General features: G+C 42.2%; 12 protein-coding genes and 2 tRNA genes. 13 read left to right on the top strand and 1 reads right to left on the bottom strand.

The annotated features are described in order from the left end of the window. The first annotated feature begins 157 nt into the window (after positions 1 to 157). The 12 genes from MSG37_RS21160 (at position 158) to MSG37_RS21105 (ending at position 10,597) form a co-directional block, all read left to right on the top strand. A tRNA-Asp gene (locus tag MSG37_RS21160) sits at positions 158 to 234 on the top strand. 81 nt (positions 235 to 315) lie between these two features. After that, positions 316 to 392: transfer RNA gene (locus MSG37_RS21155), tRNA-Asp, on the top strand. Between the two features lie 363 nt (positions 393 to 755). Beyond that, positions 756 to 2,660: a sodium:proton antiporter gene (locus tag MSG37_RS21150; RefSeq protein WP_248472773.1), complete on the top strand. Its 1,905-nt coding sequence runs from the start codon at positions 756 to 758 to the stop codon at positions 2,658 to 2,660. A 968-nt stretch (positions 2,661 to 3,628) separates the two neighbouring features. Further along, entirely contained in the window at positions 3,629 to 4,195 is a 567-nt protein-coding gene (locus tag MSG37_RS21145) for a diguanylate cyclase (RefSeq protein WP_248472771.1), read from the top strand. After that, positions 4,192 to 5,298, top strand: a complete 1,107-nt coding sequence (locus MSG37_RS21140) for a beta-ketoacyl-ACP synthase III (RefSeq protein WP_248472769.1) — start codon at positions 4,192 to 4,194, stop codon at positions 5,296 to 5,298. The genes MSG37_RS21145 and MSG37_RS21140 overlap by 4 nt, the downstream gene beginning before the upstream one ends. Before the next feature lie 3 nt (positions 5,299 to 5,301). Further along, positions 5,302 to 5,985 carry an iron-containing redox enzyme family protein gene (locus tag MSG37_RS21135; RefSeq protein ID WP_248472768.1) on the top strand — a complete coding sequence of 228 codons (684 nt, stop codon included), beginning with the start codon at positions 5,302 to 5,304 and terminating at the stop codon, positions 5,983 to 5,985. Next, on the top strand, positions 5,978 to 6,841 hold the full coding sequence (locus MSG37_RS21130; protein ID WP_248472766.1) for a hypothetical protein: 864 nt from the start codon (positions 5,978 to 5,980) through the stop codon (positions 6,839 to 6,841). The genes MSG37_RS21135 and MSG37_RS21130 overlap by 8 nt, the downstream gene beginning before the upstream one ends. Before the next feature lie 80 nt (positions 6,842 to 6,921). Continuing rightward, on the top strand, positions 6,922 to 7,476 hold the full coding sequence (locus MSG37_RS21125; RefSeq protein WP_248472765.1) for a dienelactone hydrolase family protein: 555 nt from the start codon (positions 6,922 to 6,924) through the stop codon (positions 7,474 to 7,476). A gap of 51 nt (positions 7,477 to 7,527) precedes the next feature. Continuing rightward, positions 7,528 to 7,998, top strand: a complete 471-nt coding sequence (locus tag MSG37_RS21120) for a GNAT family N-acetyltransferase (RefSeq protein ID WP_248472763.1) — start codon at positions 7,528 to 7,530, stop codon at positions 7,996 to 7,998. A 374-nt stretch (positions 7,999 to 8,372) separates the two neighbouring features. Beyond that, a complete protein-coding gene (locus MSG37_RS21115) occupies positions 8,373 to 9,659 on the top strand; it encodes a coproporphyrinogen III oxidase family protein (RefSeq protein WP_248472761.1) in 1,287 nt (428 codons plus the stop codon). A gap of 172 nt (positions 9,660 to 9,831) precedes the next feature. Beyond that, positions 9,832 to 10,266, top strand: coding sequence for a GNAT family N-acetyltransferase (locus MSG37_RS21110; protein ID WP_248472759.1), 435 nt, complete (start codon positions 9,832 to 9,834; stop codon positions 10,264 to 10,266). A gap of 46 nt (positions 10,267 to 10,312) precedes the next feature. Beyond that, positions 10,313 to 10,597: a DUF3861 domain-containing protein gene (locus MSG37_RS21105; protein WP_248472757.1), complete on the top strand. Its 285-nt coding sequence runs from the start codon at positions 10,313 to 10,315 to the stop codon at positions 10,595 to 10,597. Between the two features lie 94 nt (positions 10,598 to 10,691). Here MSG37_RS21105 and fadE read toward each other — a convergent pair whose 3' ends face one another. Continuing rightward, complete coding sequence (gene fadE / locus MSG37_RS21100; RefSeq protein ID WP_248472755.1) at positions 10,692 to 13,139, bottom strand: acyl-CoA dehydrogenase FadE; 2,448 nt, start codon at positions 13,137 to 13,139, stop codon at positions 10,692 to 10,694. A 240-nt stretch (positions 13,140 to 13,379) separates the two neighbouring features. Here fadE and MSG37_RS21095 point away from each other — a divergent pair, with 240 nt between their 5' ends. Continuing rightward, positions 13,380 to 14,165 carry a class II glutamine amidotransferase gene (locus MSG37_RS21095; protein ID WP_248472753.1) on the top strand — a complete coding sequence of 262 codons (786 nt, stop codon included), beginning with the start codon at positions 13,380 to 13,382 and terminating at the stop codon, positions 14,163 to 14,165. Positions 14,166 to 14,296 lie beyond the last annotated feature (131 nt).

The following is a 14,296-nucleotide window of genomic DNA, read 5'->3' as shown; positions in this document are numbered from 1 at the left end:
GAGCGGTAGTTCAGTTGGTTAGAATACCGGCCTGTCACGCCGGGGGTCGCGGGTTCGAGTCCCGTCCGCTCCGCCAATTTAAAGTAAGACAAGGTTATTTGCTAGTGACATAGCAGTAACCACAGAAATCGACATAATGATTTCTAAAAAAAGTTTTGGAGCGGTAGTTCAGTTGGTTAGAATACCGGCCTGTCACGCCGGGGGTCGCGGGTTCGAGTCCCGTCCGCTCCGCCAATTTAAAGTAAGACAAGGTTATTTGCTAGTGACATAGCAGTAACCACAGAAATCGACATAATGATTTCTAAAAAAAGTTTTGGAGCGGTAGTTCAGTTGGTTAGAATACCGGCCTGTCACGCCGGGGGTCGCGGGTTCGAGTCCCGTCCGCTCCGCCAAACTAAGATTAAAGCCTTCACAGTAATGTGAAGGCTTTTTTCGTTTCTGGTAAGTTTAAAAATGGCGGTCGCGGGTTCGTCAGTATTCCGAGAATCCCTTGTGCCAAACTAAGAATAAAGCCTTCACAACAAACGATTATTACCGTCAAAACACCTACACTGATTGGTTGTTTATATCTTCCATTTTCTGATCTTGCTTAGTATTTGAGCCACTCTTATAGAACTAAACAATTTAACGATAATTTTGATTTACTTTTCTTGGTGTTATCGTATTTTACTCAAGTTTAGCTATAGTTTTTACACACAACGGCATGTTTTAACAAACAGCGTTTCGATTGAAACGATCAGATAAGGAAATAGGCTATGCTGGAGCAGATCACTGCGATGCTTGCTTTGCTAGGTGTTTTATCGTTGTTTTGTCAGTGGATAGGTTGGAAGTTAAGGCTCCCAGCTATATTACCGCTATTACTTTGTGGCTTATTACTTGGGCCAGGGCTTGGCTTTTTGCAACCAGACGTCATATTTGGCGATTTGCTATTTCCCATCATTTCTCTGGGTGTTGCCGTTATTTTATTTGAAGGCGCGCTAACCCTTAATTTTAAAGAGATCCAAGAACATGGCGTGATGGTGACCCGGCTTGTTACTTTAGGCACGGTGATCACTTGGGCTTGTATTGCTGTTGGTACCTTCTATTTACTCAATTTTGAATGGTCAATGGCTTTGCTATTTGGCGCATTAGTCGTAGTTACGGGACCGACGGTTATTGTTCCTATGCTTCGAAGCGTAAGGCCTAAAACCGAGCTAGCGAGTATTTTACGTTGGGAGGGGATTGTCATTGACCCCATAGGTGCACTACTTGCGGTATTAGTGTTTGAATATATTGCGGTAGCGGCAGATCCTACCACTCATGTATTGCACGCTTTGAGCGCTATGTTGGCCATTGGCTTGGGCTTTGGCGCTATCAGCGGTTACTTAGTCGGGCTGGTATTACGTAATAATCTGTTGCCACATTATTTGCGCAATACGGCAGTGCTCACTTTAATGCTAGCGGTATTCGTAGGTTCAAACCTCCTTCAAGAAGAAGCGGGCCTGCTTTCAGTTACAGTTATGGGTATTTGGCTCGCCAATATGAAAGGCGTTGATATTGCCGATATTCTTGAATTTAAAGAAACACTAACAGTACTGCTTATCTCTGCATTGTTTATTCTCTTAGCGGCCAGGCTAAACGCTGATGCGCTATTAAGTTTAGGCTGGGAAGGCTTAGCGCTGCTTGCAGTGGTAATGTTAGTTGCTCGCCCACTTAGCATTTGGTGTTGTGGTGTGGGGACCTCGCTTTCTAAAGGCGATAAGTGGTTTTTAAGCTGGGTGGCACCTCGTGGTATTGTTGCAGCAGCGGTGTCGTCACTGTTCGCGATTAAGCTTGAAGCCATTGGGATTAAAGGTGCTGAAATGATAGTGCCACTGGTGTTTTTAATTATTATTGGTACGGTTGTTATTCAAAGCTTAACGGCTGGGCGCTGGGCCAAAATATTAGGTGTAACCGCTGATTCGTCTCAAGGGTTATTGATTTTTGGCGCATCAAGTTTTCCGCGAGCTTTGGCTAAGACGCTGCAATCAAAAGGCGTTACCGTTTTACTTGCTGATAATAACTGGGACAATATTCGTCTAGCGAGAATGGACAACATTCCGGTTTACTTTGGTAATCCTGCATCGGAGCATGCTGAAAACCATATGAATATGGCAGGGATTGGTAGAGTATTGGTTATGTCGCCATATAGGCAGCTTAACCCTTTGGTGAGTTTTTACTTTCAAGACGTATTTGGTGGTGAAAAGGTATTCGGGCTTAATAATGGTGAAGCATCGAGCGCAAGACACCAGTTATCTGAATCTTATTTAAAACGTTTATGCCTTTTTGGTGAAGGGGTTTCCTACTCAAAACTCGCCAGTTTAATGGCTAAGGGCGCGAGCATAAAAAGTACTCGCCTGACCGACAGCTTTAATTACAGCATGTTTATGGAACAGTATGCACAGTCTGCAATTCCGCTTATTTATCTTCAAGACGGTAAGGTTAGAGTGATCAGCGCTGCAGCAGAACCTGAGTTGCCATCAGGTGTAGAGCTAATTAGCTTGATCCCTGCTGATGTACAAAAACTAGAACCAAGTAGCGATGCACCAGTTACTGAAACTGCAGTAACTGAGACAATAACAACCGAGATTAAAATTACTGACGCTAATACTACTAAGAGTAAAGACTCGGTAAGTGATTAACTCGCGTGCGCCGGTAGTTTAAAACTGAAGTTAAGCCTATATCTAAGCCTATATTTGAGCTTATATTTTAAGAGGGTTGATAAACTTCAATTGTTGTGAACAAAAATACAGTGAAAGCAGTGCTAGCAATAGCGCTGCTTTATTTTGTTTTCAGCCCTAAACCACCTACTTCAGTAGGTGGTTATCATCAATTAGGCTTTGCCTGAAGTCCGTTTAATGGAATTTCGGAGTTAAGGCGATGTTTAACGACTTATAAGCACGCCGACATTTTTGAAAGAAAAGGGTCCATGGAGGCTCGCTTATCGCATCCATGCGATACACGGCTTATAAGTTCATTTAAACATAGCTTACAAGCTCAATTGATACGTGAGCTTTGCTAATAGTGCGGTACAAGCTTCTAAATCAGGGCCACAAATGTTCCTTACATTTGTTGGCATTTCCACCAATCCATGGCGGTCAGTGATTTAGTAGAGCCTATAGGGATATATTTACGGCGTCTTGTTAACGCACGGTAGGAAAGCTCCCTTTTAGGGAGTCCGCTTCATAAGGGCTAGCAAAGCCACCTTCTTCAGAAGGTGGATCTTTTACAATTTTATACTTGATAGAGAATGATGGTGTGGTTCTCAGTTAGATATTGATATTTGGTTGTTTTTGTATAGGTGTTTTATTTGGCCGCGGAGATTTAAAGCACTGTTCCAAATCTAAGTTTAATCTAGCTGCCACCGTTTGATTACTATTATTGTCAGGATTAATAACTGGCACGTTTAAAGATCGCTTTCAAAGAGTAGTTTCAGCCCCCGAAAAATCCCAACCAAACGAGCACTAAGCTGCAATTCAATCTCATCCGAGTTCGTTGTTATTTCGTTACACAGAAAACTCTTTTCATTAACACTTGAGCTTACAACACTTGCGGTAAATGTTAGTCTTGCCGGCCTGATTTTAGATAAATATCAAAAGGAATGAGTGACATGGACACGTCACAACTGCTGATTAATTTTTTGCTTTTTATGCTATTGCCAATATGGGGGATAGCTGGGCTGGCGGATTGGTTTTGCCACCGCGCCACCAAAATTGAACATACTTCAGGGGTTAAAGAGACCTTAATGCATTCGGTTATGGGCATTCAAATCGCCATTCCATTGGTACTATGCTTACTCTATACCGTAAACGTGCTTATCCTCATTATTTGCTTATTTACTTGGGTGTTACATGAAGTGGTTGCCCATGCTGACGTTAGATATGCCGCTCCCAAACGGGAAATTTCGATTTGGGAAATGCATGCTCATAACTATCTTGGCACCCTACCAATGTACATGTTGATCACCATTATTATCATTAATTGGCCGCAATTTATTAATTTAATTAGCTTAAATTGGCAGGGAAATATGTCTCTGGTACCGGTAGAGACACCTCACGGTGGCAGTGCTTATTTTGTTAGTTACTTGAGCTTTATGGCCGTTGTATGTGTATTTCCCTATATAGAAGAAAATATTCGTTGTATTCGAGTGGCGATGAAAAAGAGGGCCGTTAATTGAGCGTATATATCAATAGTACCGGGCACTTCCTGCCCGGGCCTGCCATAAATAACGATGAGATTGAGACTATCTTAGGTTTAGTTAATGGCAAAAAAAGCCGTCTAAAGCGGAAGATTTTACAGTCTAATGGCATCAAGACTCGTCATTACGCGATAAACCAGCAACAAGAAACGCAAATTTCAAACAGTGAAATGGCCGCGAATGCGGGCAAAAGGTGTTTAGATAACAGTTACATTCCTCCTAATCAGGTAGAAATGCTCAGTGTTGCCACGAGTCAGGGCGATATAGTTTTACCAGGCTTTGGTAGCATGGTTCAAGCAGAGCTAGATATTAGCGGTGTAGAGCTACAAACCAGTCACGGGATTTGTTCAAGCAGCATGATGGCGCTTAAAGCGGCTTATACCAATATTAAAGCCCAAGAGTCTAATAATGCTTTAGTGATCGCCAGTGAACTGGCATCTCGCTTGTTTAAACATACACGATATGAGCAAGTTACAGGTAATGAGATTGATTTTAATGCTGAGTTTTTACGCTGGATGCTATCAGATGGCGCAGGCGCGCTATTGCTTGAGGATCAGCCGAGAAAAACTGGCAAAAGTCTACGTATTGATTGGATAAAAAGCTTTTCACATGCAGATGTATATCCGGTTTGTATGTCAGTTGGTAAGCCAAAAGACAGTGATAAAAGCTGGCAGGATTTTGCAACCTACAGCGAGGCAGAGCAGGCCGGAGCGCTGTTATTACGTCAAGACGTGCGCTTACTCGACAATATTGTTGCCGTTGGTGTGAATGGTTTTTTAAAGTTACAGCAAGATAAGATGTTTAACGTCGATGAAGTTGACCATGTGTTATGTCATTTTTCATCGGCTTACTTTAAAAGCAAGATTGTCGATATGCTTAGCGTTGCCGGTGTGCAGATCCCTGAGCATAAATGGTACACCAACCTTTATGAGCGCGGTAACACTGGCTGCGCCTCGATTTTTATTATGTTAGATGAATTTCTATCGAGCCATTCTTTAACTGTGGGCGAAACCCTGTTTTGCATGGTGCCGGAAAGCGGCCGATTCAATTGTGCTTATATGCACCTAACTGTAGTGGAGTAGATAATGGCTGAACATGTATTAACCGCTTCGGGCCAAGCCTGCTTGCAGTCATTACTTAAGATTTGGTTTGATTTCGATCTTGCGTTATCCAAGGTGCCTATCGTTAAACGCTTAGAGCAGAATAGACTAAGTCATCAAGATTACCAAAAGCTACTGCTTAATTTGCGCCAACAAGTGATTGAAGGTTCGCGTTGGATCACCCGCTGCGCCTCTAGCTTTAATCGTGATTATGCTGATGTGCGCTCAATAGTGATTGGTCACGCTAAAGACGAGCATAAAGACTTTTTACTATTAGAAAGTGATTACCTTGTAACCGGAGGCGATGTCAGTGTGATTCAAGCTGCAAGCAAAAATATTGGCTCTGAAGCACTACACGGTTTTCTTATGTATCGTGCCAGCCAAGAAAACCCCATTGATCTTATTGGCGCCATGTGGATTATCGAAGGCTTAGGCAACAAGATGGCTGGCAAGTGGGCTGAATTGGTTGAAGAACAGCTTAATCTGCCTCAATCAGCCACACGGTTTATGCGTTATCATGGTGAAAACGATGAGCATCATCTAGAAGAGTTATATAAGTTAGTGGATCGTGTGGCGACCAATGACGCAGCGATTAAGGCGATAGCGCGCACCGCAAAAGTAGTTGCCAGGCTTTATATCTTGCAACTTGAGGAGATAGACAGTGACTAAGCAACGCCAGAGTGCATTTATCCGCGCAATTGCTGCAGATAATTCACTGCCGATAGAAAAGGTCGCATTAGAACTTTGGATTAAAGATCTCGACAACCCTTTTCGCTGGACATTAAGGCCGATATTACAGCTGTTTTTTGCGCTATTGCTGCATCTAACCTGGTTTTTAAAGCGTTTACCTTTCCCTCAATTTAGTGGCCATACTTTATTGCAAAAGATGATCTGCTGGTTTTGTAAGAATTTGGTCTCTCCAGAAGCCAATCTTCTTATTTTAAGGCACTTTGCTACTGAATCGAATGTACTTAACTTCTTGTCAGAAAACTCAGGCAAATCGGTATTTGTCGATCTTTACCCTAAGTGTGTTGATGACATGCTGCACGATACCTTTGTTAAGCATGACCAAGAGCTATTTGATGCTTTTTATCATTTAGGTGATGCTAAAGAGGCCGAATATAAACCGCGCTCGGCGCTAACGTGGCAGCGTTGGCAAGCAATAGATATGCAAGATTTTCAACTTGAGCGTAAAGCTAGCCAAGTGATTGACTTTGAAACGGCTCACGCATTATTTATGTGCCTGTTTTGTTTTCTACTTAAACGCGATGAGTACCGAGATGCAATTAATGGTTTTAATCTAGATCAGTCAATTGCAATCCGTATTGGTCGGATAATTGATAAACCTGAAATCGTTGAGATGGCCTATAACAAATATCCGCATTACTTAGTTGGCCCATGGGATCTAAGCCAGCGGTTTTTGATGCATGGCTTTTTTACCGAATACTTATATGCAGAATTGGAGCAGATAAGAAAGCCTGAGGCATGTACGAATAAGAGCAAAGCATCAGAACAGCAAGCTTAGTTTTAGTTTGCAGCAATGGAGCGCTGCACTTACTCGGCCTTTAGATGGCTTAAGCTGCATTAACGAGGATTGATGACGATATGAAAGTAATGATAATTACCGACATATTTGGAGTATGTGAGTCTAGTGACTTATTGATTTCAAATATAAATAATATTGATTTGGTTCATGTCATCGACCCTTATGCAGGGGAGCGCAATTATTTTGCGAATGAGCAACAAGCTTATCGTGCGTTTGTTGAGCGTTGTGGCCATGAAGATTACTATTTGTTGGCTGAGGCGTTATTCCATCAACTTGAACCAGATCTGATCATTGGTTTTAGCGCCGGAGCCAATGTGGCGTGGCGTTTATCTGGTGAGCTGAAAGCAAAAAATAAGCTATTTCGCTGTTTTTACCCAACTCGTATCCACCAATATTTAGCGGCTAAACCTATCGCTAAGATGGAAGTCATTTTCCCTCAACAAGAACCTGGCTTTGATGTGAATGAAGTTGCGACCATTATTAATGACTTTGATAATCTTGAACTGCAAGTGACTCCCTACCAACACGGTTTTATGAATCAAAGCTCACAGGCTTATGAGCAACAAGGCTTTCAATTCGGTATAGACGTTATTGCTAACGCGATTAAAAGATAGTAATCAATTGTATTAATAATATTGAATGGTTAACAAAGGTTGTTTAAGGAAATGATTGCTATCAGAAAAGCGCAAAACTCAGATGTTGATGCCATTTTTGCTCTACGTAGTCGCAGTATTATCGCTAAATGCGCAGGTTTTTACTCAGAAGAGCAACTCGATTTTTGGACACAAGGTGAGGTAACAACTGAGTTTACTCGTGATGTTATTGATAACTTCTATGTGTCAGTGATTGCAGGGCAGGTGATTGGAAGCGGTAAACTTAATATTGCAACAGGTATGCTCGATGCAATTTTTGTTGAGCCAGAATTTTTCGGTAAAGGTGCAGCCAAGCAAATGCTGGTATTTCTCGAAGCGCTTGCGATAAAGCATAATCTGCCAAGCCTTAAGCTTGATTCGACCTTAAATGCGGCGCCATTTTACCGTGGTTGTGGTTTTATCGGCGAGCAAGTATCAAGTTATCATTCACCTAGAGGCATAACTTTAGATTGCGTACCTATGTCTAAGAACTTGTTAGTATAAAAACTTGTAGTCTGAAAGCTTGGCTATCAATATAGACTTTGCTCCATGAGTAAACTTTGTTTGTTCTCGTCAATTAGCGGTTTTAGATATGCAGACAAACAACTTTGAGTTGGCCTTTATTTGTTCACCTTGCGACTTATTTAGCCATAAAATAACTCCCTTTTTATTGTTCGTGAAAGAACAACACAGGCTGTGACTAGGATACAAAAAGTCACAGTCGAAATGTTCATTGCTTTTATGTGATCTAGCTTGCGTAAAATCTAAAAAAAAGTATCAACATCAGCCATATAACACACTTTTATATATTGCTCAGGGGTAAGGTAATAATTACCTAGTGCCTGAAAGCAGGTCAATTCATCATTACAAGGTGAGTTATGTCATTTGCCGATTTACGTTTATCTTTAGCAACACAAAGCCTTGATCTTGTTATGCGGCATACCATTATGCAGTCGCTGAGTTTAGCAGATGCAAAAGCATTTCCACTTGGGCAATCATCCGTAGGCTTCACTAACGATCAGCATATAGAAACCCTCTATATTCATATTCCTTTTTGCCACACACTGTGCCGTTTTTGCTCGTTTCATAAAATTAAATATAACCAACAAAAAGCCTTAGTTTACTTTGAGGCACTGCGTAAAGAAATAAGGCGAGTTATCGATGCTGGCTTACGGTTTAATCGTGTATATATTGGTGGTGGAACCACCACTATCCTAGAAGGCGAGTTAGTTAAAACCATTGAGCTTATTAAAAGTTTAACCCATGTGCGTGAAGTTTCGTGTGAAACCGATCCTAGCTATTTTAAAACTGGTAAGCCTGAATTGCTTAATGGTTTGGTTGATAGAATGTCTATAGGGCTACAGAGCTTTGATGACAATATATTAAAAGCCAGTGGCCGCTTTGAAAAGTTTGGCTCGGGTGATGAACAAGCGATTGATATTCAAAAGGGGATTGAGCTTTTCCCGACGGTGAATGTTGACCTAATGTACGGCTTTAAAGGCCAAACACCAGACAGCGTAGTTGCTGATATTTCACGGATGATCCAACTTGAACCAGATCAAATCACTACCTATCCATTGACGCTAGGAATTGGTAAGAGTCGTAAAAAGTCTCAATGTTTAGCGGGTGATCCTAGAGATTTATGGCCACAGTTTTTAGCGGTTAAACAGGCAATGTCTGACCGTTATGCGATGGAGTTCCCTTGGACATATAGCCGTAACTTTGGCCAGCATGTTGAGAATAAATATGTTCTTGATGGTGAAAACTGCTTTGGTGTTGGTTCTGGCGCTTTTGGCCGTTTTGGCCAACAATTTCAAGTATCTAGCTTTGATATTGATGGCTATATTCAACTGATTAATCAAGGCAATGTTGGTACTAGTCATCATAAAATGTTGAGTAATAAATCAATTAACCAACATCATTTAATGATTATGATGGGCAAAGGTTATTTAGATAATGCACTCTTTAAGGCGCATACTGGTAAAAGCTTATGGCAGGCGTTCCCGTTAGAGTTGAGCTATTTATTAGCATCTGGCGCGCTAATAAAAGATGGTGAGAGCTATAGAACAACCGAGTCTGGGCAGTTTATCGCGTTAAAAATGTTCAGTGGTTTCTTAGCAGGCATGGATTACTTACGTGAGCAGGCGATTGATTTAGCTGCCTAGTGTTGTTTAAAAGCGGCATATTATTTAGTTTGTGAAAGGGCTTTGGATTAAGTCCTTTAGCGAGTTTCCAGTAAGCCAATGCGAGTTGCTAGCCAATACCTTTTAGCGCTAACTCCAATAGTTTGTTAACTTGATAAAGTCTCAAATCTAAACGGCAAATAAAGGAGAAGCTTTGATTGAATTATCTACTGCTAAGGATTTAGTTGGCGCAGCGGAGCTTACCTTAACCAATATGCAGCCATACTATAAAAAGTATCGGCTAGACTGGGATCGAACAACTATCTTAACTATGACAGAGGATTTGAATAATCAGCAGATCTCACTCGATGGAGAGGCTGTAGGAGTTTTGAGGTTGTTATTTGCGGCTGACGTTTGTCAGCTTCGTGATCTGCAAATTGATAACCATTTTCAAAATAGAGGCATTGGCAAGCAGGTACTAAGGGAAGTCGTGCGCTTAGCTGAGCACGAGAGCTTAAAATGTATTGAGCTTAAAGTGTTTCAAATTAGCCCTGCGGTCAGGCTTTACCAGCGCTTTGGCTTTAGTGTGCAGCAGCAAGACGAACGATTTTTTTATATGCAGTATCAACTGAGCAAGGGGGCTAGTTAATAGCCTTTTGCTAACGCTTTTTAAACCTATTCATTAGGAGTTAACCATGAAAGGCCATTTGTACAAAGTCACTCTAGAGCACTTAGAAGACGCCAAAGGGCAGACTATCGATGACAGTAGCTTAGCGTTCGAGACGCGTAATCATGACGATATTTTTAAAATTGTCGAGATGATTAAAGTTAAAATGGACCTAGAAGAGGCGGATGCCATCGCCTTTGCAGTTGGGTTAAAACTCTTTGGCGAAGTGATGTTAAACAATCGCGATGTGGAGTTGTTTAAACAGTTCAAACCGCATATGACAGACTTTATGAAACAACTGAAGCAACAATAAATCGGCAACTTTTAAAGATAGCTGCAAATAAAAAAGGCTTAAGTTAATCACTTAAGCCTTTTTAGCTATATCTAGTCTTGGAATGGCTTAACGATTAAGCCGCTTCAAACTGCTTAGCGTATTCAAGTGTGCGGGCTTTTAGCTCTTCAGGGTCAAAGTCATCAACATTAATTGATTTCATACGACCAATCTCAGCGCGTTCAAGAAGCGCAATTTCAGATTCACTTAACACACCTAATGCTTTACCTTCTGCAGCAACTTTATCTAGCCACATAAAGGGTAGGCGCTTACCGGCTGCTTTACAGACTTTGTCGTAAATAGGCTCTGACGCCAAAATATCCTTAAATGTTTGCTCCTGAATACCAACTGTGTTGTGCTCGCTGGCAGTCCAGAATTGACCTTTACCTAAGCGGTCACGGCTGGCGCAAGGCGTTTGCATGATTTTAGCCACCTTGTGGTCAAGCATATCGCTTGGACGTTTAAGTGGGCGGCCAAATGGGAAGATCACTGCACGTAGTGCAATACCTAAGCCCATAGGGAAGTTATCCAGTAACTCATCGAGTGAAGATTGCAGTTTATACAGTGAATCTTCAACCGCCCATTGAACTAGTGGTAGATCTTCAGTTAAACGGCCCTCATCTTCGTAACGCTTAAGTGTTGCTGATGCAAGATACAGTTGACTGAGTAAGTCACCAAGACGTGCTGAAATACGCTCTTTACGCTTAAGGTTGCCACCAAGGGTTGCCATCGCTAAGTCTGATAGCAGTGCTAAGTTGGCACTAAAGCGGTTCATTTGTTGATAGTAGCGCTTAGTTTTATCTGAGTAGGGCGCATTAGAGAAGCGGCTTGAAGTTAAGCCCATCCAAAAACTACGTATTAGATTGCTGGTGGTAAAGCCAATGTGACCAAAGATAGCCGCGTCAAAGTCACGTAAACCTTTGCTTGCATCTGGATCAAATGCCGACTCCATTTCAGCTAATACATATGGATGACAGCGAATTGCACCTTGACCATAAATAATCATTGAACGAGTAAGAATGTTTGCACCCTCTACGGTAATCGCAATGGGCGCTGCTTGGTAACCACGGCCTAAATAGTTATTTGGGCCTAAGCATACGCCTTTACCACCGTGAATATCCATAGCGTCGATAACGCATTTTTGCATTCTGTCGGTTAGGTGATATTTCACAATAGCTGAAATCACTGATGGCTTTTCACCAAGGTCGATACCCGTTGTTGTTAATGAGGTTACCGCGTCCATTAGGTAAGCGTTACCACCAATACGTGCCATTGGCTCTTCAATACCTTCAAGTTTACCAATTGGTAGCTTAAATTGACGACGAATACGAGCATAAGCACCTGTTGCTAGTGCGGCGGTTTTAATGCCACCAGCAGAGTTTGATGGCAGGGTAATGCCGCGGCCTACAGATAAACACTCAACTAGCATTCTCCAGCCTTGGCCGGCCATTTCGGCGCCGCCAATAATAAAGCTAAGTGGTACAAAGACTTCGTTACCGCGGGTCGGGCCATTTTGGAACATACAGTTTAGCGGGAAGTGACGGCGACCTGTTTCCACCCCTTCAATATCTGTAGGAATTAGGGCGCAGGTAATGCCTAAATCTTCTTGCTTACCCAATAGTTGGTCTGGATCTCTAAGCTTGAATGCAAGACCGAGTACCGTGGCGACTGGTGCAAGCGTAATATAGCGCTTGTTCCAAGTGAGCTTCATCCCGAGAACTTCTTCACCTTCCCATTCGCCTTTACATACGATGCCGAAATCAGGGATCGCACCTGCATCACTGCCAGCTTCTGGGCTAGTTAAGGCAAAACAAGGCACTTCAAGGCCTTGAGCAAGGCGGGGCAGATAATGGTCTTGCTGAGCTTTAGTACCATAATGCTGAAGTAGCTCACCTGGGCCTAAAGAGTTAGGTACACCAACGGTGGATGCTAATTCGCTGCTTAAACCTGCAAGCTTTTGCAGTACGCGAGATTGCGCATAAGCGGAGTATTCTAAACCGCCATACTTCTTTTTAATAATCATCGCAAAGAAGCCATGATCTTTTAGGTATTGCCAAATTTCTTCAGGTAAGTCTGCTAGCTCGTGAGAGACCTGATGCTGGTTTAGCATGCGGCAAACTTCTTCAACAGGGCCGTCTAAAAAGGCTTGTTCTTCAGCACTTAGTGTGGCTTTTGGGTAATTATGCAGTTTGCTCCAGTCTGGTTTGCCTGCAAATAAATCCGCTTCCCACCAAGTGGTTCCGGCTTCAATCGCTTCTTTTTCAGTAGACGACATTTCTGGCATGATCCCGCGATACATTTTAAGTAATGGGCGGGTGATAACGTTTTGTCTAAATGAGCTGATATTAAGTGGCAGTGCAACAGCAAGAAAAATCAGCCAAAGTAGGCCGCTTGCATTACCTATACCTGTTGCTACTGCTAATACCGCAGCGGTGCCTAAGGTGGCGGTGAGTAGAGAGACTCTGAGATAAGCAAAAGCGCCTATCGCAACTATTATTGCCAAGATCCAAAGTAGGGTCGTCACTGTAATTCTCCTTGTATGCGTGACCTAAAGTTGACCTAAAGGCACTTGTTTTTGGTTCTACCTCACAATTATAGTGCGTGGTCAGACCTGTGTCTCATAAAATCTAAACCTTAGTTAATTTTAATACAAGCATTTTTCAAACAAATGTTTAAATTATTTGCAACGCTTTAGATTCCCCAAAGCCGATCAAGTGGTTAGAATAAAAGGTATCAAGTTGTAGATAGAGCGGGATGAAGATTAATGTGTGAGTTACTGGCCATGAGTGCCAATGTTCCGACAGATATTGTATTTAGTTTCACTGGACTAGCCGAAAGAGGTGGCGTAACCGGACCACATGTTGATGGCTGGGGCATTACTTTTTATGAAGGCAAAGGCAGCCGTACATTTAAAGACGCGCGCCCAAGCAGTGAGTCCCATGTTGCACAGCTTATTAAGTCTTATCCGATAAAAAGCGAAGTGGTGGTGAGTCATATCCGCCAAGCCAACCGCGGCTGTGTGTCGCTTGAAAATACTCACCCGTTTACTCGTGAGCTGTGGGGCCAATACTGGACCTATGCACACAATGGTCAATTAAGTGATTATGAAGATAAGTTTGTAGCTCGTCGTTTTGCTGCTGTGGGTGATACTGACAGTGAAATGGCTTTTTGTTGGATTATGGATAAAGTTGTAGAAAAGTTTGGTGATCGCGCTCCTGAAGATCGCTTAGCGGTTTACCATTATATTTCGACTTTAGCTGATGAGATCCGCGCTTTAGGTGTGTTTAACATGATCTTAAGCGATGGTGAACATTTGATGAGTTACTGTAGTAATAATCTATGCTACATCACGCGCCGAGCGCCTTTTGGTAAAGCAAAATTAATTGATACTGATGTGGTGATTGATTTCGATAAAGAAACCACACCAAATGACATTGTTACCGTGATTGCGACTCGTCCTTTAACTAAAGATGAGCAATGGAATGTACTGAGCCCAGGTGAGTGGAAATTGTTTAAAAAAGGTGAGTTAGTTAGCTCATCAGTGAGTTAGCCGTTTACGGGAAAATAGTTGATGAACAAGCTCGCTAAGTGATCCTTAGCGAGCTTTTTGTTTTCAGCCCTAAACCACCTACTTCAGTAGGTGGTTATCATCAATTAGGCTTTGCCTGAAGTACGTTTAAT

Source organism: Shewanella sp. 1CM18E, assembly GCF_023161665.1.
Classification (GTDB): domain Bacteria; phylum Pseudomonadota; class Gammaproteobacteria; order Enterobacterales; family Shewanellaceae; genus Shewanella.
The sequence above is the reverse complement of the archived record's forward strand: the minus strand, read 5'-3'. Positions and strand labels throughout refer to the sequence as shown.

Excerpts from the sequence above, each read along its gene's own strand:
- MSG37_RS21150 (WP_248472773.1), top strand. The coding sequence starts at position 756 with ATGCTGGAGCAGATCACTGCGATGCTTGCTTTGCTAGGTGTTTTATCG.
- MSG37_RS21145 (WP_248472771.1), top strand. The coding sequence starts at position 3,629 with ATGGACACGTCACAACTGCTGATTAATTTTTTGCTTTTTATGCTATTG.
- MSG37_RS21135 (WP_248472768.1), top strand. The coding sequence starts at position 5,302 with ATGGCTGAACATGTATTAACCGCTTCGGGCCAAGCCTGCTTGCAGTCA.
- MSG37_RS21125 (WP_248472765.1), top strand. The coding sequence starts at position 6,922 with ATGAAAGTAATGATAATTACCGACATATTTGGAGTATGTGAGTCTAGT.
- MSG37_RS21120 (WP_248472763.1), top strand. The coding sequence starts at position 7,528 with ATGATTGCTATCAGAAAAGCGCAAAACTCAGATGTTGATGCCATTTTT.
- MSG37_RS21115 (WP_248472761.1), top strand. The coding sequence starts at position 8,373 with ATGTCATTTGCCGATTTACGTTTATCTTTAGCAACACAAAGCCTTGAT.
- MSG37_RS21105 (WP_248472757.1), top strand. The coding sequence starts at position 10,313 with ATGAAAGGCCATTTGTACAAAGTCACTCTAGAGCACTTAGAAGACGCC.
- MSG37_RS21095 (WP_248472753.1), top strand. The coding sequence starts at position 13,380 with ATGTGTGAGTTACTGGCCATGAGTGCCAATGTTCCGACAGATATTGTA.